This is a genomic window from Cedecea sp. Ae19-4 (genome assembly GCF_059801165.1).
The window spans coordinates 1,088,807-1,110,397 of sequence record NZ_JBCHWG010000001.1 but is presented as its reverse complement, the minus strand read 5'-3'; the positions used below and the strand labels follow the sequence as shown (position 1 = coordinate 1,110,397).

Sequence of the window (21,591 nt, the reverse complement as noted above, 5' to 3'; positions counted from 1 at the left end):
TCGGATTTTACTATTTAAGCTTACTCTTAATTAAGATGAATCCGATGAAATTCCCCTGTTTTCTCTCTTTTTTTTAACTTTCCGGCTCCGTTCGGTGCTTCTTTGAGCGAACGATCAAATTTAGGGGTATTCCCGACAAAAAATTATTCTCATCACAAAAAACTTTGTGTAATACTTGTAACGCTACATGGAGATTAACTCAATCTAGAGGGTATTAATAATGAATCGTACTAAACTGGTACTGGGCGCGGTAATCCTGGCTTCTACTATGCTGGCAGGTTGTTCTTCTAACGCTAAAATCGATCAACTGTCTTCTGACGTTCAGACTCTGAACGCTAAAGTTGATCAGCTGAGCAACGACGTGAACGCAGTGCGTTCTGACGTTCAGGCTGCTAAAGACGACGCCGCTCGCGCTAACCAGCGTCTGGACAACCAGGCTCACTCTTACCGTAAGTAAGAGTCACTGGTATAAAATGGCGCACAATGTGCGCCATTTTTTTTGCCTGTCATTTATCCCCACCGGCTACTGTGTCGCGCTAGTCGCCTCTTCTGCATTTACCACGCCATTCCTCGCCGACTGCACCGCCATCGTTGCCGCAGGTGTTTGCCCCGCAGAGACCACAACGGGATACCCCGCACGCCTGTATAGCGCCTTCTCCACTAACGCTTTCTCCACGCCGCTACCGGCCCGGAACTCGCTAAAGCCCGCGGGAAGCACGTAAGGCATAGTCTGCGTGTTCTGCTGCTCATCCTGAGAAAGCGGCCGATGGACTTCGACGTAGCGAACGCCGTTTGGCTCAACGGAGAATTTCACCGGATCGTTAATCACCCGCACCGTCGTGCCAGTTTTCGTTTGCTCAAACAGGGCTTTGATGTCGGGGGCATTCATTCTGATACAACCGGAGCTGACGCGCAGCCCCACGCTGTCCGGCGCGCTGGTACCGTGAATCAGGTACTCGCCATTACCGTAGGCCAGCCGCATGGCGAATCTCCCCAGCGGGTTATTAGGCCCGGCAGGCACGACGGGCGGCAGCTTGATCCCTTTTTCCAGGGAGCGCTGGCGAATACCGGCGGTAGGTGTCCAGGTAGGGTTGGGGATCTTTTGCCCAATCCTGGTGGTCATCAGCGGCGTCTCCAGCCCCTGCAGACCAATACCAATCGGATAAACCTGCACAATGTTTTGTCCTGGCGGGAAGTAATACAGCCGCAGCTCGGCAAGATTCACCACAATCCCCTCGCGCGGCACGTCCGGCAGCAGCAGCTGGCTGGGGATGGTTAGCACCGTGCCGGGTTTAGGCACTGGCGCAATGGTGTTATTGGCCTCCAGCAGCAGCATCGCACCGGTGTCAAAACGCCGGGCAATAGCCTGCAGGTTACGATCGCCTTCCTGTACGGTATAAGTCTGGTTTTGGCCAATCAGGCGGCTGCCTTCCGGCGGTAAGGGATAATCCAGGGCTAAAGCGGGCTGAATGGCGCTCAGAGCGCCGATAATGGCCAGTGTGAGTAAAGACGCGTATTTCATACTTTTTATTCCTGTAGTCGCGCTGGCGAGCGCCAGCAGGCTGAAAGACAAGCGAGGCAGAAAACCGCCTCGCAAAACAGGACCATAGGTATGATTAAGTTTAGCTAACTTAAATGAGATTGGTGGCTTGGTTGCGAATTGCGCGAATCATCGCTTCCAGCCCCTGAGAGCGGGACGGCGTCAGATGCTGTGCGAGCGCCATTTTTTCAAACCACGGGCGCACATCAAACGCCACGATATCCTGCGGCGTCATTTGCTGATAGAGAATAAATACGATAGCGATCAGCCCTTTAACGATAGCGGCATCGCTGTCACCCTCCAGCGTAATCACCCCATCGGGCTGCTGGTGCATGACTATCCATACCTGGCTCTGGCAGCCCTGAATAATATGTTCAGGCTTGTGCTGCTCCGCCGCCAGTTCCGGCAGGCGGCTGCCCAGTTCGATAATGTAGAGATACTTCTCTTCCCAGTTCGCACAGCGGCTGAAATTTTTTAGCAGTTTGTCTTTATCCGGCAGCGTGGCCATGACCGTCTCCGTTATCCTAACAGGCTGTGGATACGCTGCAGGCCGGCGACCAGGCGATCCACTTCTTGTTCGGTATTGTACATGGCAAAGGAGGCGCGGCACATGGCCGGGACGCTGTAGAACGCCATCAGCGGCATGGCGCAATGGTGCCCGGTGCGAACCGCGATGCCGTAGTTGTCGAGGAAGCTGCCGACGTCATAGGCATGATGTTTCCCGAGATTAAACGCCAACACACCACGGCGCTCTGCCGGGCCGTATACGGTGAGATCGGGCACGGCCTGCAGCGCGTGTTGAGCATAGCGCATCAGGTTGCGTTCATACTCGCCAATCGCCTCCATGCCCAGCCCTTCAACGTAGCTCAACGCTGCCCCAAGGCCGATAATGCCAGCCGTGTTTGGCGTCCCGGCTTCAAAGCGCCACGGGGCTGCGGCGTAAGTCGTCCCTGCAGTCAGGCTGACGGTAGCAATCATCGACCCACCGCCTTCCCATGGCGGCATATCCTGCAGAATGCTTTCTTTCACATACAACACGCCAATCCCCGTTGGCCCGTATATCTTGTGCCCGGAGAAAAGATAAAAATCGCAGTCCAGCGCCGCCACATCCGTGACGTGGTGCATCACCGCTTGTGCGCCATCCACCAGCACTTTGACGCCCGCCTGATGCGCGGTAGCGATCATCTCCTTCACCGGGTTTTCGGTACCGAGCACGTTAGAAACGTGGGCAATCGCCAACAGTTTTGTGCGCTCGTCAATCAGCGTCGGGAAGACATCAAGCTGCAGCGTGCCGTCCCGGTTGAGCGGGATAACGCGCAGCTCCGCGCCGGTACGCTCACACAGCATCTGCCACGGCACGATGTTAGCGTGGTGTTCCATGGCGCTGATGATGATGTTATCCCCGGCCTGCACGTTGGCGCTGCTCCAGCTATTGGCCACGAGGTTTATCCCCTCGGTGGTGCCACGCACAAAGACAATCTCTTCCGGTTTTGCCGCGTTGATAAAGCGTGCCGCCTGACTGCGCACGTTTTCCATCAGGGTGGTTGCTTCTGCGCTCAGAGTATGAATGCCACGGTGCACTGCGGCATACCCATGGCGATAAAACTCAAGCTCGGCGTCAATCACCGCCTGTGGTTTCTGCGCGCTGGCGGCGCTGTCCAGATAGGCCAGCGGCTGGCCGTTGACCTCGCGGCTCAGAATCGGGAAATCAGCCCTGACCTGCTCAATTGAAAAACTCATGCCTCGCCCCCTGCAAAGCGCCGGGCGATACGTGCCAGCACCTGCTGTTTTAAGGCCTCGTCGCGAATACTTTCGGTAAGCTCTGCGGCAAAGGCGAAGATTATCATCTGCTGTGCAGCCTGTTCGCTGATACCACGGGAGCGCAGGTAGAACATCTGTTCGTCATCAATGCGCCCGATGGTTGCGCCATGGCTGCACTTCACGTCATCGGCGTAGATTTCCAGCTGTGGCTTGGTGTCCACCTCCGCCAGGCGGCCAAGCAACAGGTTATTGTTGGTCATCTGCCCGTCGGTTTTAATCGCGTGCTGAGCCACTTTGATCATGCCGTTAAACACCGCTCGGCCCTTATCACGCACGATGGTTTTATGCAGCTGGCGGCTGTTGCAGTAGCCCTTGTTGTGCTCAAGCCAGGTTCGGGTGTCGCACACCTCGTTATTTATCGGCAGCGCCAGACTGTTGATGTGCAGCTGGTTGTTCTCGCCGTTAAGCTGCGTGCTGGTATTGTGGCGCAGCACTGCGGCCCCCAACAGGAAGCTGTGGCTGCTCACCGTCGAGTCCTGCTCAATCAGTAGATCGTTGTGCGCAAAGTGGTAGCTGGCGGCATTTTCAAACGCCAGCTTGTAGTGGCTAAGCTGCGCGTTGGCGGCCACTTCGGCGGTAAATCGTGCGCCGGTGAAATGCGCCGCCTCGTCAAGGCTGACGAAGTGCTCCATCACCGTGGCCTGAGCGCCCTGCTCAAGGATCAGGTGGTGACGGTAATGTGCCGTCGCCATCTCCTGCGCCTTGCTGCCGCGCGTGACGTGCATCAGCAACAGCGCTTTTTCAGGCTGCGTGTTAGGCGCCACGCGGATATGCGTCACGGTCTCCGCCAGGCTTTCCGTCAGGTGCAGGAACACTTCGCCCTGAACCGGCGCGGGCAGCGTCTGGCGGTTATCGTCGATACTTATCACAAAACCGCTGTCGGCGATGTCATCGCTCAGTTCGGCGCTGAAATGCCCGTCAACAAACACCAGCCGCAGCGCGTCTACAGGCAGGGCAAGCTCGTCACGCTGTTGCGCACTTAAAGGCGACTGAGGCGCAAAGACAAACTGGTTATTCAGCAACCCGTCGAGCGGCGTGTATTTCCAGTTTTCATGCTTGCGTGTCGGTAAACCCAGGCGCAACAGCTGCTGCATATGCTGCTGGGCCACCTGCGAGCGGCCCGTGCCCTGAGCTTCAAACAGATGATGCCACTGCTGGAGCGCGTTGCCGTTACTGCTGTTCGGTAAGCCAGCCATAACCCTGCTCCTCCAGTTGTTTCACCAGGCTGAAATCGCCAGATTTAACGATGCGCCCCTGATACAGCACGTGAACAAAGTCCGGCTTGATGTAGTCGAGGATACGCTGGTAGTGGGTGACCACGATAAATGAACGCTTGCCGTCACGCAGCGAGTTAACGCCTTCGGCCACAATCTTCAGGGCATCAATATCCAGCCCGGAGTCGGTTTCATCGAGAATGCACAGCTCCGGCTCCAGCACTGCCATTTGCAGAATGTCGTTACGCTTTTTCTCGCCGCCGGAGAAGCCGACGTTCACCGAGCGGGTGAGTAAATCTTCCGGCATTTGCAGCAGCTTGATTTTCTCTTCCATCAGATCCTGAAAATCAAAGCGATCCAGCGACTCGAGGCCCCGGTATTCCCGCACCGCATTCAGCGCGGTTTGCAGGAAGAACTGGTTGCTGACGCCGGGAATTTCCACCGGGTACTGGAAGGCCATAAAAATACCTTCGCCGGAGCGGTCTTCCGGCGACAGTTCCAGCAGGTCTTTGCCGTTGAACTGCACCGAGCCGCCGGTCACTTCGTAGTCTTCACGACCGGCAAGCGTGGCGGATAAAGTACTTTTCCCGGAGCCGTTTGGCCCCATGATGGCGTGAACTTCGCCCGGCTTCACTTCGAGGTTTAAGCCACGCAGGATCTCTTTATCCTCAACGCTGACCTGTAAATCTTTAATGCTTAACATAGTTTTCCCTTAATCCTTAACCGACGCTGTGTTCGAGGCTGATGGCTAATAATTTTTGTGCTTCCACCGCGAATTCGAGCGGTAACTCTGAGAACACGTCTTTGCAGAACCCGTTGACGATCATCGAGATGGCGTCATCTTCGCTGATGCCACGCTGCAGGCAATAGAACAGCTGATCTTCACCAATGCGCGACGTGGTGGCTTCGTGCTCCAGCTGCGCCGTGTTGTTGCGGCACTCCACGTACGGGAAGGTGTGCGCCCCGCTGTCCGGCCCGATCAACATCGAGTCGCACTGGGTGAAGTTACGAGCGTTGGTCGCGGTGGGCATGATTTTCACCAGGCCGCGGTAGCTGTTCTGGCTATGACCGGCGGAGATCCCTTTCGAGATGATCGTCGATTTGGTGTTCTTGCCGATGTGGAGCATTTTGGTGCCGGTGTCCGCCTGCTGATGGCCGGAGGTCAGCGCCACGGAGAAGAACTCGCCGATGGAGTTGTCGCCACGCAGGATCACGCTCGGGTACTTCCAGGTGATGGCAGAGCCGGTTTCTGACTGTGTCCAGGACATCTTGCTGTTCTCACCTTCGCACAGGGCGCGCTTGGTGACGAAGTTCAGGATGCCGCCGGTGTTGTTGTCCCCCGGGAACCAGTTTTGCACCGTGGAGTACTTCACTTCCGCATCGCGGTGAATAATCACTTCCACTACGGCGGCGTGGAGCTGGTAGCTGTCGCGCACTGGTGCAGAACAGCCCTCGATGTAGCTAACGTAGCTGCCTTCATCCGCCACTAAAATCGTGCGCTCGAACTGACCGGTTTTTTCCGCGTTGATACGGAAATAGGTGGACAGCTCCATCGGGCAGCGCACGCCTTTCGGGATGTAAATAAAGGTGCCGTCAGAGGCCACCGCGGCGTTAAGCGCGGCGAAGAAGTTATCGTTAGACGGCACCACGGTACCCAGGTATTTTTTGACCAGTTCCGGGTAGTCGTGAATCGCCTCGCCGAAGGAGCAGAAAATAATGCCCTGCTCGGAGAGTTTTTCGCGGTAAGTGGTTGCCACAGACACGGAGTCAAAAATGGCGTCAACCGCCACTTCACTGCCTTCGCGCACCGGTACACCAAGCTGCTTAAACGCGTCTTCGACTTCGTTCGTCAGGAAAGCATTAGGTGGCTGTTGCACCGCTCCGGGCTGGGACGCACAGGTGTCGTCGCAGCTCCCGCAGGATGGCGCAGAGTAATAGCTGTAATCCTGGTAATTCAGTTTGTCGTAATTCGCCTTCAGCCAGTGCGGCTCTTCCATTTTCAACCATGCATGGAAGGCGTTGAGACGAAACTCCAGCATCCATTCGGGCTCGTTACGACGGGCAGAGATTGCCCGAACCACCTCTTCATTTATGCCCTTCGCCAGCTGCTCGGTCTGCAGCTCGGTGAAAAAGCCCTCTTTATAATTGAGGTTGCCGGTCCAGGTTTTGACATCGTCAGTTGCTTCAGTATTACGAGACATAGTACCGCCTATACCCCAAAGCTTTCGCCGCAGCCGCACTCGTGCTGCGCTTTCGGGTTATTAAATTTAAAGATCTGATTCAGGCCTTCACGCACGTAATCCACTTCCGTGCCGTCGATAAAAGGCATGGCGGAGAGCGGCACCCACAGGCGCGCGCCGTCAAACTCATAGACCAGATCGTCCGGCTTCGGCTCGGTGACCGTGTCCAGCACGTAGCCAAAGCCAGCGCAGCCCGTCTGTTTGATACTCAGGCGGATGCCTTTAAGCTCGGGTTGTTTGGCGGCCAGATCGCGGATATGCGCGCTGGCGGCCGGGGTCAGGGTCAGCCCCTGCCAGGCAAAATCATTGGGATCAAAGGAACCGGTTTGCACATCCATTCTTCACCTCATCATTCTCTGCGCCCGAAGGCCGATACCCTTATGTTAATGATAACAATTATCAATACAACGTTATGAAAACAGGGGTATTCGCGAAACGCTGGTTTTTTGGGCGTCTTTACTAAGGATAGACCGTCATGAAACTCTTGCCGATGGCGAAAAGAGCTGTTTAAGCCACTGGTGTAAAAGGAAATATCAAAGATGAAAAACGCCTGAACCGGGCAAGATAAAAGATGTATAGAAAATATCTATTTATGTGATTGGAAGCGCACTGAATGCGAAATTAGTGCCATAAAGTACCAGTAATTTTCAGTTTTACGGGAACAAGAAGAGGTGCGGTCGCAGGGGGATTAAGGTATCTGTTCAGAAAAATCCGCCCCCTGGTTACCAGGGCATAAGGTTAACCAGGGGAACTGAGTTAGCTATGTTGGGCTGCATTACCACTCAAAGTTGACTGCCGCATTGTATGTCACGGCCTTGAAGTCCTCGGTATTGGTTGAAATCCCGGCCTTTGCGGCGACATTTTCATTGAACCGATACCCGCTACCAATGGCCATCGCGCTGGTAGATTCATACCCGCCTAGCGAGCCAGAAAGGTTGAATTTGCCAACGCTGTAGGGCTGGAAAAGCCCTGAGAGCGCCGCCTGGGAGGCAAACCCTCGCTTCATTTTGTGATCCAGTTTATCCACGCGGTTACCGAGATGGTTAAGATCGCCATTAAGCTGGGTGATGGAGTCCTGGAACTGAGCATTGCTCCTGGCCTGACTCTGGTTAATGGTATTCTGCTGCGTATTCAGATTTGCCTGAGACTGGTTAATGGTATTCTGCTGCGTATTCAGATTTGCCTGAGACTGGTTAATGGCCCCCTGCTGATTGTTCAGATTTGCCTGAGTCTGATTAATGGCCCCCTGCTGATTGTTCAGATTTGCCTGGGTCTGATTAATGGCCCCCTGCTGATTGTTGACGTTAGCCTGGTTCGCATTAACCGTGGACTGCTGTTGATTCACCGCATTCTGCTGGCTATTTACGCTGTTCTGGTTCTCATTCCACTCGGCCTGCTTGACGTTGGTGGCATTCTGCCGATCGTTGAGCATTTTTTGTTGGTCATTGACTGTCTGCTGTTTTTGAATGCTTTCAGTCAGCGCTGAATCAATGGTATCAACGTTATTTTTAATATCACCGAAATTTCCATTGGTTTTATCAGCATCAGCATGGGAGTTACTGGAAGTCACGTCTGATGACCAGTCCCCCCATTCAAGAGCAGAGACAGACTGGGTGACTAATAATCCAGAAACAAGAAAGGCCAACAAAGACTTATTATTCATTAAAATTGCTCCATTATTATAATTAAACAATTACTGTGCGGAGAAATTATTAATAAATAGAATTAACAAGGCAACACAGAAATAATGATAAAAATAGCCTGAAGTGAATATTCTTAGCCATAAAAAACAAAATTAACTTATTGTTTCTAAAACAATAAAAACAAAAAATTAGACATAAACAAACACATCAAAAACCACCAGACTTTCAGAATTCACCTCGGGCAAAAGTGGTAAAAAATCGATAATAAAAATAAGATTTAGCAATAAGAGAAAACCATACACATACCAAAAAAAACAAGATAAATAGATGAGATGAAGATCAGTTAGCTTTTATTGACGACTCTCATTACCTTCCATCGCTTTAACGTCAAATTTCCCGCAGCCTGTATGCGACAGGCTAACCCTCTGCCCTGAGATAAGAATGGCGTGAAAATATTCCGATTTATCGACTATCCTCCTGTTAAGAAAAAAGGAGCTTAGCCTGATGCTGAAAATGATTATGGTCACCGCCCGCGATCGCGTGAGGCTGCAGGAAATTACCGGCGTTTTCCTTCGCTATGGATTGCAGGACATTGTGCGTTTGCTGGGCCTGGCCTCGCTGCATGACAAAATACGTGGCGGCAGCCAACACGATGCTTTACCGATGCCGCAGCGCCTGTGCGCGGCGCTGGAAGAACTGGGCCCGACGTTCGTTAAGCTCGGGCAAATCCTCTCAACCCGTAGCGACCTGCTTGACCCCGCATGGACGGAAGCGCTTAGCCAGTTGAACTCGAGCGCCAGCCCTCTGCCCTGGCCGCAGCTTGAACCAGGCGTTGTAGCGACGCTCGGGGCTCAGCCTGCGGAGGTTTTCGCTATCTTTGATGAAACCCCGCTGGCCAGTGGCTCGATAGCACAAATTCACCGGGCCACGCTGAAAAATGGCAACGAGGTTATCGTCAAAATTCAGCGCCCCGGGATTGAAACAACCCTCAAGGCCGACCTGCGTTTACTCCGTTACCTGGCGGAAAGTCTGGAGCAGCAGAGCGCGGGGCTGGCTCGCTTTCAGCCGGTGATGCTGGTGCGTTATCTGGAAAACGCCCTGAATCAGGAACTGGATTTTTGCCATGAAGCAGCCAACGGGGAAAAGATTTATCAGTTTTTCGCCGACAACGACGACGTCGTCATCCCCAGGATTTATTGGGACTGGTGCCACCCGACGCTGATGGTACAGGCATTTTTGCCCGGCGTGGCGCCGGTTGACGGCCAGCAGCTTGCCGCCGCCGGGTTTGATGGCCCCTTGTTGGCGCGTAAAGGCGCGACAGCGTTTATCAATATGCTCTTTGACCTGCGGACTTACCACGCAGATCCGCATCCCGGCAACGTCATGGTCCTGGCGGGCAACCGGGTCGGCTTCATTGATTTCGGCATGGTGGGAAGCCTGAGCCAGGCGCGACGCGACGAGCTGTTGTCGCTGATTTATGCCATCAGCGAGCGTGACGCCAGCGGGATTGTCGATGCCCTCATCGCCTGGAGTGGCCAGGAGACAGTAGATCTTACCGAACTGGAACTTGCAGCCAGCTATTTTCTGCAAAAACAGGGCAATCTCCCGCTACAGCTGGGAAAAGCGCTGACCGATATGCTTTCCACCGTCCGGGAATTCCAGCTGGCGCTGCCGCCGGATTTGGTTTTATTGTTTAAGGCGTTGATCACCGCGGACGGCGTATTGCTGAGAATGGATCCGCAGTTCGACATTATTCGCATTCTTCGCCCGGTGATTAAGCAGGAGCTGTTAAAACGCTATACCCGCCTCGGGAGCCGCATACGCCTGCTTAAACTCGGCAACCAGCTTCTTGAGGGAGGTGATTCGCTGCCGCAGACCCTACGTCTGGTGATGCAAAGGCTTCGTCACGGTAAGCTGCACGCGGACATTAACGTAGAGAATATTAACCAGCTCGGAAAGTCGCTTGAGCGAGCGGCCTCTACTCTGGCGCTCGCCCTTGTTTTAGCCGCCCTGACAATCGCGATAGCTCCATGGCTGCTCGGGTTGAACTGGACGCTGTTTGGCATCCCATTTTTCCCTGTACTTGGCTTGTTGTTTGCTATTGCGGGAAGCGCATGGCTGGTTATTCGGTTGTTAAGGCGATGAGATTTACGACATCGGAGCCAGGTTCCGATGTCGTAAAAAATTAGTGCACAGAATGCTGCAGCACCGGATAGGTAAACAGCAATAAATGGGTCATATTCAGCCCGACATGAAACGCCACGGCAACCCACAGCCGCCCGCTCCACATCCACGCCAGGCCGTAAATAAGCCCCGCCAGTGCGGCAAAAACAATCAGCAGCGGGCCACCGGCGAAATGCAGTCCGCCAAATATCGCGGCTGAAATAATCAGCGCCACAACCGGGTGCATAAAGCCGGATAAACGCTGCTGGAGATACCCCCGGAAGAGCGCTTCCTCCGCCAGCGAAACAAAGAAAATATTAGCGAACAGGAACGGCGGCAGCCACTGCGGGAAATGAGGTTCAATCTTTAAGCCACCCAAAGCTACCGCCAATAGCAACAGCCCTGGGATCAAAGCAATCAGCAAGATCCACCAGAGCTTAGCGGGCTGATATTTCGGCTCGCTGACGAACAGCGACTTCATCATCACCAGCAAAATAAAGGGCACCAGCGCTTTGTCGAAGTTGTAATACATGGAAAACGGCGCACTTTGCGGCCCGGCGGTCACCGAGTCCAGCACCTTTGGATTATGGAAACCGGGAATAACATGGATGGTCAGCGCTACTGCGGCGGCGACCAGCAAAAATTCAAGCACATAGCGCACGGGCTTTCTGTTTGCGGCTTTTAAATAAGCGACGGCAAGAGCGGTCATTACCGCCAGTGAAGCCAGTGCCCGCCAGTCGAGTACACCGTCAACGGCACCCCATACCACGGTCACCAGTAATAATCCGAGGGAAATTTTTTTATTAAATTGTAAAACCAGTAAGGCGGCTGCCAGCAATATCCACATCATTTTTCCTTAAGCCTGAAAACATCATGAGGCAGGTTTTTTAACAAAATGGGTGGTGGATATATAGTTTTTTAAAGAAATAATCACAAATTAAAACAATCCCACGTCCCCGAGGGCTGAACGTGGGAATATTTTAGCCGTTGCTTTACACCACCGCCGTAGTCAGGCGGGAGGTACAGCACAGCTGGTCTTGCTGATCGTAGATATCAATTTGCCACACCTGATGACGACGCCCCGCGTGCACCGCGCGACAAACGCCCCGCACCACGCCTTCTCGCGCCGAGCGGATATGGTTGGCGTTCACTTCCAGCCCAACCACCTTCTGGTCGCCTTCGGTGCACAGGTAGCCTGCTACGGAACCCAGCGTTTCCGCCAGCACCACCGACGCGCCGCCGTGCAGCAGGCCAAACGGCTGCCGGGTGCGCTCATCCACCGGCATGGTGGCCTCAATTTCGTTGTCGTCAAAACGCGTAAATTCAATGCCTACATGGCCGACCATATTGTTCGCACCCATTTTATTGAGCGCGGCAAGCGTGGCTTCACGTCGCCAAATCATCCGATAATCTCCAGAAGAGCCTGTAATGGATGCCGTACGCCGTTGCCCTCAACGCGCTTGACCTGGCTGCGGCAGGAGTAGCCGGTTGCCAGACAGCGGTTGCGCGGCAGGCGCTGCATCGCCTGATGCCAGGAGAGTTCATAGATGCCCAATGAATTGGCGAGATTCTTCACCTCGTGACCGTAAGTGCCAGCCATGCCGCAGCAGCCAACGCTCACGCTCTCGAGCTTCGCGCCAAAACGAGCAAAAATACCGGCCCACTGATTCGGTGTCGCCGGCAACGCCGTTACTTCGGTACAGTGGCCAAAGAGGTACCATGCTTCCCCTCCCGCGCCCTGCACTTCCCGTTCTTTCAGCGCAGTCTGGAGCCATTCGTGCACCAGCTGCACCTGAAAATCACCGCGCTCTTCGCCTAATGTCTGTTTATATTCATCGCGGTAGCACAGGACCAGCGCCGGATCGACGCCGACCATCGGCATACCCAGTTTCGCAATGCGGTTCAGGAACTCAGACGTTTTACTCGCCGTGCGCGCAAAACGCTGCAGGAACCCTTTAATGTGCTGAGCCTTACCGTTCGGTGAGAACGGCAGCACCACAGGTTCAAAGCCTAGCTTATCTGCAAGCTTAATAAAATCAGCCACCACCTGAGCATCGTAATAGCTGGTGAACGGGTCCTGCACCACCAGCACGGTTTTGGCGCGCTGCTCATCTGAGTAATGCTCCAGCTCTTCCAGCGTGACGTTGGCTGAGCGGTGCCCGACCAACTGCTGCTGCAGCGTCGGCGTGGACAGCATAGGCAGGTCAACCATACCGATGTGCCTGCGGGACAAACTCTGGACCCACGGCTGGCTCATAAAGAAGTTGAAGGTTTTTGGCGCACGCGCCATCAGCGGCGCGTAGCTCTCCACGGAGGCCACAACGTGATCGCGCAGCGGGCGCAGATAGCGCGTGTGGTAAAGCTGCAGGAAGCGAGAGCGGAACTCCGGCACGTCGATTTTAATCGGGCATTGGGTCGAGCAGGCTTTACAGGCCAGGCAGCCGGACATCGCCTCTTTCACTTCGTGGGAAAAATCGTACTCGCCCTTGCTGGCGTGCCACGAGTTGCGGGTACGCTCGATAAGGCCTCGCAGGCTGGCGCGCTGCTCCGGCAGCTGTTTCTCAAGCTGCAGCGGGTCAACGCCTCGCTCGGCCAGCAGCCGCAGCCATTCACGGGTCAGCGTGGCTCGCCCTTTCGGGGAGTGGATACGGTTGCTGGAGATTTTCATCGACGGGCACATCGGGCTTTTCACGTCGAAGTTAAAGCACAGGCCATTGCCGTTGCACTCCATCGCGCCGCGCCAGGAGGTGCGTACCGCAATCGGGATTTGTCGGTCAAACGTCCCGCGCTTAACGGCATCGACCTGCATCATCGGGTCGTCCACGCCGAGCGGCGGGCAAATCTTCCCGGGGTTCAGCCGGTTAGCCGGGTCAAACACGGCTTTAATCCGGCGCAGTTCTTCATACAGCGTTTCACCGAAGAAGGCCGGGCTGTACTCGGCCCGGAACCCTTTGCCATGTTCGCCCCACAGCAGACCGCCGTATTTTGCCGTCAGCGCCACCACGTCGTCAGAGATGCTTTTCATCAGCATTTCCTGCTGCGGATCGCACATATCCAGCGCAGGGCGAACGTGCAACACGCCTGCATCAACGTGACCAAACATCCCGTAGCTCAGGTTGTGGCTATCCAGCAGAGCGCGGAATTCAACAATGTAGTCCGCCAGATGCTGCGGCGGCACGCAGGTGTCTTCGGCAAACGGAATCGGTTTAGCCTGGCCTTTGGCGTTCCCCAGCAGGCCAACGGCTTTTTTCCGCATGCCGTAGATTTTTTCGATACCGGCCAGCTCGTCACAAACCTGCCAGCCAATCACCCCGCCCTCGCCTGCGGCTATTAGCGCATCGAGGCGAGCACATAGCTCAGTGACCTGGCCGTCGATCAGTGCCTGGTCGTCCCCGGCAAACTCAACGATGTTCAGCCCGAGCATCTCTTTGTTCGGCACGTCGGTGATCAATTCGCTGACCGAGTGCCAGACGATATCTTCCCGCGCCAGATTCAGGACTTTGGAGTCGACGGTTTCCACCGACAGCGCCCGAGCATCCACCATAAAGGGCGCATTACGCAGGGCTGAATCGAAGGAGTCATACTTGACGTTCACCAGCCGGCGCACCTTCGGCAAGCGGGTGATATCCAGCTTCGCCTCGGTGATAAAGGCCAGCGTCCCCTCGGAGCCGGTAAGAATGCGGGTTAAATCGAACTTGCTCAGATCGTCATTAAAGACGTGGCGCAGGTCATAGCCGGTAAGAAAGCGGTTTAGTTTGGGGAATTTATCGATAATCAGCTCACGCTGCTCGCGGCAGCGTTCAAGCACGGTGCGGTAGATTTTACCGCTCGATGTCTCTTCGCGGCCCAGCTCTTCGGCAAGCCCGGTTGCCATCTGGTGCGTGTCCAGAATTTCACCGTCCATCAGCACGGCGCGCACGCCCAGCACATGATCGGAGGTTTTACCGTACACCAGCGATCCCTGCCCGGAGGCATCGGTGTTGATCATCCCGCCCAGCGTGGCGCGGTTACTGGTCGACAATTCCGGGGCAAAGAAGTAGCCGTGCGGCTTCAGGAACTGGTTGAGCTGGTCTTTAATTACGCCGGCTTCCACCCGCACCCAACCTTGTTCCGGGTTGATTTCGATAATGCGATTCATGTAGCGGGACATGTCCACCACGATGCCGCCGTTCAGCGACTGCCCGTTGGTGCCGGTGCCGCCGCCGCGCGGGGTAAACACCAGGGATTTAAAGCGCTCTTCGGAGGCCACGCGGGTAATCAGCGTGACGTCGGCGGTTGAACGAGGGAAAAGCACCGCATCCGGCAGCAGTTGGTAAATACTGTTGTCGGTCGCCATGGTCAGGCGGTCTGCATAGCTGGTGGCGGTATCGCCGGTAAAGCCCTGTTGCTCCAGTGATGCTAAATAGCTGAGCACCAGCTGAACGACGCCTGGTGCCTGAGAAATTTGTGGGATCATTGACGGGTCGACCCTGTGTTGCTTAGTAAGAGTTATCGTTTGCGTGTCTGTTTTGTTTTTATCATATTCCGTCGCGATTTGCGGCTGTTATTTCAGATAACGCGATGCGAAATGCACCTGTCAAAAATCGAGGAAATACATCATCATTAAATTATCGCCATGCGAATTTAGCGCGGGTGCATTTTATTGAGGTGATTCTTCCTATGATCAAAGTCAGTCAGCCAAAGGATCTGCTGCAGATCCTGCTGTCCGTGCTGTTTATTTCGGTGATGATTCTTGCCTGTCTGTGGATTGTGCGCCCGTTTGTTTTGGGCTTCGCCTGGGCCGGAACCATCGTCATTGCGACCTGGCCGCTGCTCATCAAATTGCAAAAGCTGCTGTGGGGCAAACGCTCCCTTGCGGTGCTGGTGATGACGCTGCTCCTGCTGATGCTGTTTGTCATCCCGGTCGCGATGTTAGTGAACAGCCTGGTGGACAACAGCGGCCCGGTGATTAACTGGGCGACCAAAGGGCACATGGCGCTGCCCGCCTTCGAATGGCTGCACAGCGTCCCACTTATTGGCGATAAACTTTACAGCGGCTGGAACACGCTGGTGAGCAGCGGCGGCAGTGCGATTATGGAAAAGATCCGGCCCTATATCGGCACGACGACCAGTTGGTTCCTTGGTCAGGCCGTACACATAGGTACTCTGCTGGTGCATCTCGGCCTGATGCTGCTGTTCAGCGTGCTGCTGTATGCCAAAGGTGAGACGCTGGGGAACGGCATTCGTCATTTCGCCTTCCGCCTCGCGGACAAACGCGGTGATGCTGCCGTACTGCTGGCCGGCCAGGCAATTCGCGCCGTAGCGCTGGGCGTGGTTGTCACCGCGCTAGCACAGGGTGTACTGGGCGGTATTGGCCTGGCGGTGTCCGGCATTCCTTACGCCGCGCTGCTTACGGTGCTGATGGTGCTTAGCTGCCTGATTCAGCTTGGCCCGCTGGTGATTCTGGTGCCCGCCATTATCTGGCTGTACTGGAGCGGCGATACCACCTGGGGGACGGTGCTGCTGGTATGGAGTTGTGTCGTTGGCACCATGGATAACGTGATTCGCCCGGTGCTTATTCGCATGGGCGCGGACTTGCCGATGATTCTGATTCTTTCCGGCGTGATCGGCGGCTTGATTGCCTTCGGGATGATTGGCCTGTTTATCGGCCCGGTGCTGCTGGCGGTTTCTTATCGCCTGATTTCGGTCTGGATGCACGAGGCGCCTGCCCCACAGGACGATCCACAAGAGGTGGTCGAACTGCTTGAGGAGCAGCAGACGCTGAATGTGAAGAAATAAGGATGCGGAGGGTTTGAGGAGTTCCTGTTCGCTCAAACCCTCTATGCAACAACAGCTAAGTTTCCGTTCACATCCTCTACATCTCCACAGGAACTTTTTTAACGACAGAATAGCTTGCGCCTAAAGCAGTGACTTAACGCAAATGGTTAATAAATCTAATCAATAACGCATTTTCCCTTCGCTATTCCGGCCATTGAAGTCCCCATTCCGGGCTATGCTGCCTCAAGTTATTTACCTTCTGTTAACGATTGAGACGAATCTGAGTGACGCCACTTAGTGAGATGCCTACTATTTAACTCACGGTTATGAATCAACACGTTGATTTATAAACATCGAAATCCCCTGAGTGAAACAACGAATTGCTGTGTGTAGTCTTTGCCCATCTTGATGATGGGCTTTTTTTTATTCTGATTTCGCAAAGTGATTGATAAGCGCCCCATGCAGAACCAACGGGGCAACGGTCAGGTGGCTCTGCCCTTCTACCAGCGTAAAATCAACCCGGGTCGGGGCGTTAGCTATCAGGACATTAGCCATTTCGCGGTTCCCGTCTACCATCGCTCGCTGCCCACGATGTTTTAATAGCGTGGCGCGCTTCTCTTCCGACAGCCTGGCCTCCTGCGGCTGCAACGACTGTTCATAACTTCCCACGGAGAGCGATAGCTGAGCATTTCCCTTATCAGGCCGCCAGTTTTGCGCCATTCGCAGCAGATAGCGGTCGTTCCACCACACCGATGGGCTTGAGGCGTAATAATGCTGGAAAGCGCCCGGCGAGGTCATAAACAGCCAGGTGGTGAACAGACCGCCATAGGAGTGCCCAAAAAGCGCCTGCCGCTGCGGATTGATTTTCCACTGCTTTTCGACCCAGGGCCGGAGTTCAGCGTCGATAAACCGCCAGAATTTCTGCGCCTCGCCGGGGACGCCAGGCGGATAAGTGCCCCCTGCCGGATTCGGCTCCAGCACCACTTTTTCTACCGCAGGTCGATAATCCCGCTCCCGGCGGCTGTTTTCCGGGTAGTCAATCGCCACCACCACGCCCGGCGCCAACGGGCAACGCTCACAGCTCAGGCGCTGCATCAGCGACACCGCGCCGGGGAAGACGGACTCACCGTCCAGAAGGTAAATCACCGGCCAGCCTTCTGACGGCGCTTCGCCTTCAGGCCAGGAAACCATAATTTTATACTCACCGTTTTCCGGCGAATGCAGACTGTGTACCAGCGTATTCGCCAGCGTGTAGGGCTTATCCGCAATGACCGCTGCCCCCGAGGGAGCAGCGAGTGCGATAAGCGCCATAAGCAGATAGCGCAAAAGTTCTCCTTACCAGCGATAGCTGACGGTGGCGGTTAAGGTGCGGCCAATGCCGTAGAAACAGGCTGAATCCGACGCGCAGGACGCCACGTATTTCGTGTCCGACAGATTATTGACGTTGAACTGCAGGGCGGCCCCTTTTAAATCAGGGCTCACTTCTCCCAGCTCGTAACGCAGCATGGCGTCATAGAGATCCACGGCCGCCACTTTAAAGGTATTTTTCGCATCGCCATAGCTGGTCCCGATGTAGCGAACCCCGACACCTGCCGTCAGGTTTTTCAGCAGGCCTTCAGGAATAGTGTAACTGCCCCACGCCGACGCCATATGTGTTGGAACACGCGCGGGCGTTTTTCCTTCGGTGCCCGCCACGGTGGTGCTCACGGTTTCCGCATCCGTCCAGGTGTAAGAGCCTATCAGGTTGAGGCTGTTAAACAGCGTGGAATGCACCTCCGCCTCCAGCCCTTTAGAACGAATTTCACCGGCGTTTTCAAACCAACCCAGCGCGCTGTTGTAGGTCCCAACGTTTGTCTGGCGGAGATCGAACAGCGCCAGCGTCATGAAGGTCTCTTTCAGCGGCTGATACTTCAGGCCCACTTCGGTCTGCTTGCCCAGGCTTGGGTCGAACGGCGCAGCGCCTGGCGCACGGTTGGTCTGCAGATTGGGTTCAAACGAGGTGCTGTAGCTGATATACGGCGACAGGCCGAAATCAAAGGCGTAAAGCAGCCCCGTACGCCAGGTGAACTTGCTGTCATTCTGCTGCGTCGTTTTACTTTTTAACCTGTCCGTCGTGCGCACTTCGGCCCAATCATAACGCCCGGAAAGCAGCAGTTGCCAGTTGTTCCAGCTGAGCTGATCCTGCAGGTACACGCCCGTCTGGTCGAGATTCTGCTGGTCGTCGTTCACCGCACTGAAGGTGCTTTCGTCCACATTGAGGCCATATACCGGATTCGGCCAGTACAGATCGTATTTCGCCCCGGTGCCGCGGCTGAGCTGCTGCCGGTCATGGTTAGACTTGTAATCCAGGCCGCCTAACAGCGTATGCCCCAGCGCGCCGGTATCAAACTGCGCCTCAAGCTGGTTATCCACGCCAAACTCATCGGTATCACGCGTTTCTCGCTGCGCACGGCGCGAAAGTAGCGTCTCGCTTTTTGAGGTGGAATACACGAGGTAACGGTACTTCTGTTTGATGCTGGCGTAACGGGCGTTCTGGCGGAAGGTGAAGATATCGTTGAAGCTGTGCTCGAACTCATAGCCCACCATCGTTTGCTCGCGCCACGACTGGTCGTAATTGGGATCGCTAACGTTAAAGTCCAGCGGGATATACCCCGCCGTGGTTTCCGTCACCAGGCCTGCGGCAGGCAGGAAGTTACGATAGCCCGCCTTCGGGTCTTTCTGGTAGCTGGTCAGTAAAGTAAAACGAGTCTGCTCGTTGGGATACCAGAGCAGCGCCGGCGCAATCGCCAGGCGCTGCTCTTTGTAATCGGCCACCTGGCTGTGCTGCGTGCGTGCGATGCCGTTCAGGCGATAAAGCACCCGATTATCGTCGCTTAGCGAGCCGCCAAAATCAAAAGCCCCCTCGGCCAGATGCTGGTTGCCTGAGCGGAACTGCACTTCATGTATCGCTTCCCTTGTCGGCCGCTTGCTGGTCATGCTGATAAGCCCGCCGGGGTTCACCTGGCCGAACAACACGGATGCCGGGCCGCGCACCAGCTCCACGCGCTCAAGCAGCCACGGGTCAAACGTCCCGGTCTGGGAAGACGCTGTTGCGCCGTAGCTCAGTCCATCAAGATATTTTGGGACATAGCTGAAGCCGCGCACAAACACCTCATCGTTGCGGTTCGAACTGCCCCGATACTCCGTCAGCACCCCGGCCGAATAGCGCAAAGCCTGCGACACGGAGGTAACATCCTGCGCGTTCATTTGGTCGCGGGTAATCACCGAAACCGACTGCGGCGTTTGGAGCAAATCAGCCGCGGTTTTCGTTGCAGACAGCGTTTTGGTAGCCACCATCCCCTTCAGCGGCGCAGAAGGATCCTCGCTAACGGAGCCGGTGACAACCAGAGTTTCCTCGCTGCCCTGCCGCTCCTGCGCCTGAACGCCGTTTCCCATCCCCAGGGCACTGAATCCCATCAGCCAAAGGCCGCAGGTTACCTTATTATTTTTAAAGTGCATGACCGTAACATCCCATGTGATTAGGTGAATTAAGTTCGCCTTTCTCTCCTGTTACGTTTTGTCGTAAAACGCAACGACTCGCAATGTTATTGCAAATCAATCTCATTTGCATTAGCGTGTGTGCACTTTTTTATCAGGAATGATAAACACGATGAGAGCCGCGTGGAGCGCATTAATGTTGGGACTTTGTTCAGCGTCGGCGGTGGCCGCGACCTGTACTTTTACCGGCAGCCAGGGTGAGCAGGATGGGAAGTTCGACGCCAGCGGCGAAATCTGCTTTGCCCTTCCGGCGCTGGGTGAAAATTACGCCAACGTCCGGTTGAGCGGCGTAACCGACGCCAGCCTGGTAGACAGCAAAGGCAGGCTCTGGCGTTCGCTGGTGGAAAATGGGCCGGTGGATGGCCAGCACAATCCGCTTTTTGCCCTGCCCGTCGGTCAGCCTTCTACGCTGGTGCTTCGCGGTGAGCCCGGCAGGCGCTGGCTGTTTCGCTGGCAGATCCGTGAAACCGTGCCGCTCAAGCGTAACGACGAACAATCCCCGGAAAGCCCGGCACTGCTGGCGCTTGAGCAGGCTTTGAGCCACGGCGCAAGTACGGAAGCTTTCTGGCAGGAAAGGCGCGAGCAGGGCACGCCGCTGGTTGAGCCCATCGATGCCAGCCGCAAACGCGTGACGTTCCTGTGGCGAGGCGCACAGGGCAACGTGTTCGTGCTCGGTTCACCGGCCGGTGACCATGACCCGATGTTCCGCCTCGGGCAGTCCGACGTCTGGTATCGCAGCTATGTGGTACCGGCTGATACGCTAATGCAGTACAAACTTGCCCCCGACGTTCCCCTTGTGGAAGGCACCGCGCGCGACCAGCGCCGGGCGATTCTGGTGTCGGCCCAGACTGACCCGCTTAACCCGCAATTCAGCCCCGCAGGCAAAGGCGACCGCTGGAATCGTTTCTCGCTTTTGGACCTGACCGCCCACCGCTATTTTACCCCGCAGGCAACCGCCGAGCCGATTAGGCAGGGCTCCCTGGTTCGCTATCAGGTAGAAAGCAAAAAGCTGGCTAACCGTCGGGAAGTGGCCGTCTACCGGCCACGCGGGGGGCAGCCCGCCCGCTGGACGCTAATGCTGTTCGATGGCCGTATGTACCAGGACCGTTATCATCTCGCCAATGTGCTGGACGGCCTGATAGCCCGTCATGCCCTGCCGCCGGTTAACGCCGTGTTTATCGACAGCCTGGACGGCGAACGACGTGAAAAAGAGCTGCCGCCCAATCCTAATTTCGCTGATTTTATGGCCGAAGAGTTAGTGCCGTGGCTGCACCGCCAGGGCATCACCACCCCGGCACAAAAAACCATCGTGGCAGGCTCCAGCTACGGCGGCCTGGCTTCAGCCTGGGTGGCGCTTCGCCATCCCGAAGCGTTTGGCAACGTGCTGAGTTTGTCCGGCTCTTACTGGTGGGCACCCGAGGGCGAAGCGCCGGGCTGGCTTACCCGTCAGTATCAGGCATCCCCGCGCTTGCCGGTGCGATTTTGGCTGCAGGCGGGACGCTTTGAAAGCAAAGGCGCAGACGGCGGTATTTACCGTAATACGCAACAGCTTGAAGCCGTGCTGCGTGAAAAGGGCTACGAGGTGAGCTTTAACCCCTGGTCGAGCGGGCATGATTATGCGGCGTGGTGCGAGGCCATTATTACCGGCATGAAGGAATTGATTAAGCGGGGATAAG

General features: G+C 55.5%; 17 protein-coding genes and 1 other RNA gene. 5 read left to right on the top strand and 13 right to left on the bottom strand.

Annotated elements, in window-relative coordinates:
* Window positions 1–220: 220 nt before the first annotated feature.
* A complete protein-coding gene (locus AAIE02_RS05325; RefSeq protein WP_008456504.1) occupies window positions 221–457 on the top strand; it encodes a major outer membrane lipoprotein in 237 nt (78 codons plus the stop codon).
* A 66-nt stretch (window positions 458–523) separates the two neighbouring features.
* Here AAIE02_RS05325 and ldtE read toward each other — a convergent pair whose 3' ends face one another.
* The 8 genes from ldtE to AAIE02_RS05285 all read right to left on the bottom strand — a co-directional run bounded on the left by ldtE (window position 524) and on the right by AAIE02_RS05285 (window position 8,478).
* Window positions 524–1,522, bottom strand: coding sequence for a L,D-transpeptidase LdtE (gene ldtE / locus AAIE02_RS05320; protein ID WP_166874780.1), 999 nt, complete (start codon window positions 1,520–1,522; stop codon window positions 524–526).
* 109 nt (window positions 1,523–1,631) lie between these two features.
* Entirely contained in the window at window positions 1,632–2,048 is a 417-nt protein-coding gene (gene sufE / locus AAIE02_RS05315) for a cysteine desulfuration protein SufE (protein WP_008456507.1), read from the bottom strand.
* Window positions 2,049–2,059: 11 nt separating this feature from the next.
* Window positions 2,060–3,280, bottom strand: a complete 1,221-nt coding sequence (gene sufS, locus AAIE02_RS05310) for a cysteine desulfurase SufS (RefSeq protein WP_498532111.1) — start codon at window positions 3,278–3,280, stop codon at window positions 2,060–2,062.
* Entirely contained in the window at window positions 3,277–4,557 is a 1,281-nt protein-coding gene (gene sufD / locus AAIE02_RS05305; protein ID WP_498532110.1) for a Fe-S cluster assembly protein SufD, read from the bottom strand. The genes sufS and sufD overlap by 4 nt, the downstream gene beginning before the upstream one ends.
* Window positions 4,532–5,278, bottom strand: coding sequence for a Fe-S cluster assembly ATPase SufC (sufC, locus tag AAIE02_RS05300; RefSeq protein ID WP_008456510.1), 747 nt, complete (start codon window positions 5,276–5,278; stop codon window positions 4,532–4,534). Before sufC ends, sufD begins: the two co-directional genes overlap by 26 nt.
* Window positions 5,279–5,294: 16 nt before the next feature.
* Window positions 5,295–6,776, bottom strand: coding sequence for a Fe-S cluster assembly protein SufB (gene sufB / locus AAIE02_RS05295; protein WP_498532109.1), 1,482 nt, complete (start codon window positions 6,774–6,776; stop codon window positions 5,295–5,297).
* Between the two features lie 8 nt (window positions 6,777–6,784).
* A complete protein-coding gene (gene sufA, locus AAIE02_RS05290; protein WP_039292468.1) occupies window positions 6,785–7,153 on the bottom strand; it encodes a Fe-S cluster assembly scaffold SufA in 369 nt (122 codons plus the stop codon).
* Window positions 7,154–7,590: 437 nt separating this feature from the next.
* Window positions 7,591–8,478, bottom strand: coding sequence for a YadA C-terminal domain-containing protein (locus AAIE02_RS05285; protein WP_498532108.1), 888 nt, complete (start codon window positions 8,476–8,478; stop codon window positions 7,591–7,593).
* A 484-nt stretch (window positions 8,479–8,962) separates the two neighbouring features.
* Between AAIE02_RS05285 and AAIE02_RS05280 the strand changes: the two genes are divergently transcribed.
* Window positions 8,963–10,603, top strand: a complete 1,641-nt coding sequence (locus AAIE02_RS05280) for an ABC1 kinase family protein (RefSeq protein ID WP_498532107.1) — start codon at window positions 8,963–8,965, stop codon at window positions 10,601–10,603.
* A 40-nt stretch (window positions 10,604–10,643) separates the two neighbouring features.
* Here AAIE02_RS05280 and AAIE02_RS05275 read toward each other — a convergent pair whose 3' ends face one another.
* The 3 genes from AAIE02_RS05275 to ydiJ all read right to left on the bottom strand — a co-directional run bounded on the left by AAIE02_RS05275 (window position 10,644) and on the right by ydiJ (window position 15,077).
* Window positions 10,644–11,468: a CPBP family intramembrane glutamic endopeptidase gene (locus AAIE02_RS05275; RefSeq protein ID WP_336984892.1), complete on the bottom strand. Its 825-nt coding sequence runs from the start codon at window positions 11,466–11,468 to the stop codon at window positions 10,644–10,646.
* Between the two features lie 145 nt (window positions 11,469–11,613).
* Window positions 11,614–12,024, bottom strand: coding sequence for a 1,4-dihydroxy-2-naphthoyl-CoA hydrolase (gene menI / locus AAIE02_RS05270; protein WP_008456522.1), 411 nt, complete (start codon window positions 12,022–12,024; stop codon window positions 11,614–11,616).
* Window positions 12,021–15,077, bottom strand: coding sequence for a D-2-hydroxyglutarate dehydrogenase YdiJ (gene ydiJ / locus AAIE02_RS05265; RefSeq protein ID WP_166994086.1), 3,057 nt, complete (start codon window positions 15,075–15,077; stop codon window positions 12,021–12,023). Before ydiJ ends, menI begins: the two co-directional genes overlap by 4 nt.
* Window positions 15,078–15,280: 203 nt before the next feature.
* Here ydiJ and ydiK point away from each other — a divergent pair, with 203 nt between their 5' ends.
* Together ydiK and rprA are read left to right on the top strand one after the other, a co-directional pair.
* Complete coding sequence (gene ydiK / locus AAIE02_RS05260) at window positions 15,281–16,399, top strand: AI-2E family transporter YdiK (RefSeq protein WP_494493484.1); 1,119 nt, start codon at window positions 15,281–15,283, stop codon at window positions 16,397–16,399.
* A 299-nt stretch (window positions 16,400–16,698) separates the two neighbouring features.
* Window positions 16,699–16,805, top strand: an RNA gene (gene rprA / locus AAIE02_RS05255) — antisense sRNA RprA.
* Here rprA and AAIE02_RS05250 read toward each other — a convergent pair.
* Window positions 16,802–17,704 (bottom strand): alpha/beta hydrolase, encoded by a 903-nt coding sequence (locus tag AAIE02_RS05250; protein ID WP_498532106.1) that lies wholly within the window; start codon window positions 17,702–17,704, stop codon window positions 16,802–16,804. The two genes, rprA and AAIE02_RS05250, sit on opposite strands and share 4 nt — an antisense overlap.
* Window positions 17,705–17,713: 9 nt before the next feature.
* Complete coding sequence (locus AAIE02_RS05245; protein ID WP_442892760.1) at window positions 17,714–19,876, bottom strand: TonB-dependent siderophore receptor; 2,163 nt, start codon at window positions 19,874–19,876, stop codon at window positions 17,714–17,716.
* A gap of 151 nt (window positions 19,877–20,027) precedes the next feature.
* Between AAIE02_RS05245 and AAIE02_RS05240 the strand changes: the two genes are divergently transcribed.
* Window positions 20,028–21,590 carry an alpha/beta hydrolase-fold protein gene (locus AAIE02_RS05240; RefSeq protein ID WP_498532105.1) on the top strand — a complete coding sequence of 521 codons (1,563 nt, stop codon included), beginning with the start codon at window positions 20,028–20,030 and terminating at the stop codon, window positions 21,588–21,590.
* Window position 21,591 lies beyond the last annotated feature (1 nt).

Coding starts and splice junctions, on each gene's coding strand:
- AAIE02_RS05325 (WP_008456504.1), top strand. CDS start 221: ATGAATCGTACTAAACTGGTACTGGGCGCGGTAATCCTGGCTTCTACT.
- ldtE (WP_166874780.1), bottom strand. CDS start 1,522: ATGAAATACGCGTCTTTACTCACACTGGCCATTATCGGCGCTCTGAGC.
- sufE (WP_008456507.1), bottom strand. CDS start 2,048: ATGGCCACGCTGCCGGATAAAGACAAACTGCTAAAAAATTTCAGCCGC.
- sufS (WP_498532111.1), bottom strand. CDS start 3,280: ATGAGTTTTTCAATTGAGCAGGTCAGGGCTGATTTCCCGATTCTGAGC.
- sufD (WP_498532110.1), bottom strand. CDS start 4,557: ATGGCTGGCTTACCGAACAGCAGTAACGGCAACGCGCTCCAGCAGTGG.
- sufC (WP_008456510.1), bottom strand. CDS start 5,278: ATGTTAAGCATTAAAGATTTACAGGTCAGCGTTGAGGATAAAGAGATC.
- sufB (WP_498532109.1), bottom strand. CDS start 6,776: ATGTCTCGTAATACTGAAGCAACTGACGATGTCAAAACCTGGACCGGC.
- sufA (WP_039292468.1), bottom strand. CDS start 7,153: ATGGATGTGCAAACCGGTTCCTTTGATCCCAATGATTTTGCCTGGCAG.
- AAIE02_RS05285 (WP_498532108.1), bottom strand. CDS start 8,478: ATGAATAATAAGTCTTTGTTGGCCTTTCTTGTTTCTGGATTATTAGTC.
- AAIE02_RS05280 (WP_498532107.1), top strand. CDS start 8,963: ATGCTGAAAATGATTATGGTCACCGCCCGCGATCGCGTGAGGCTGCAG.
- AAIE02_RS05275 (WP_336984892.1), bottom strand. CDS start 11,468: ATGTGGATATTGCTGGCAGCCGCCTTACTGGTTTTACAATTTAATAAA.
- menI (WP_008456522.1), bottom strand. CDS start 12,024: ATGATTTGGCGACGTGAAGCCACGCTTGCCGCGCTCAATAAAATGGGT.
- ydiJ (WP_166994086.1), bottom strand. CDS start 15,077: ATGATCCCACAAATTTCTCAGGCACCAGGCGTCGTTCAGCTGGTGCTC.
- ydiK (WP_494493484.1), top strand. CDS start 15,281: ATGATCAAAGTCAGTCAGCCAAAGGATCTGCTGCAGATCCTGCTGTCC.
- AAIE02_RS05245 (WP_442892760.1), bottom strand. CDS start 19,876: ATGCACTTTAAAAATAATAAGGTAACCTGCGGCCTTTGGCTGATGGGA.
- AAIE02_RS05240 (WP_498532105.1), top strand. CDS start 20,028: ATGAGAGCCGCGTGGAGCGCATTAATGTTGGGACTTTGTTCAGCGTCG.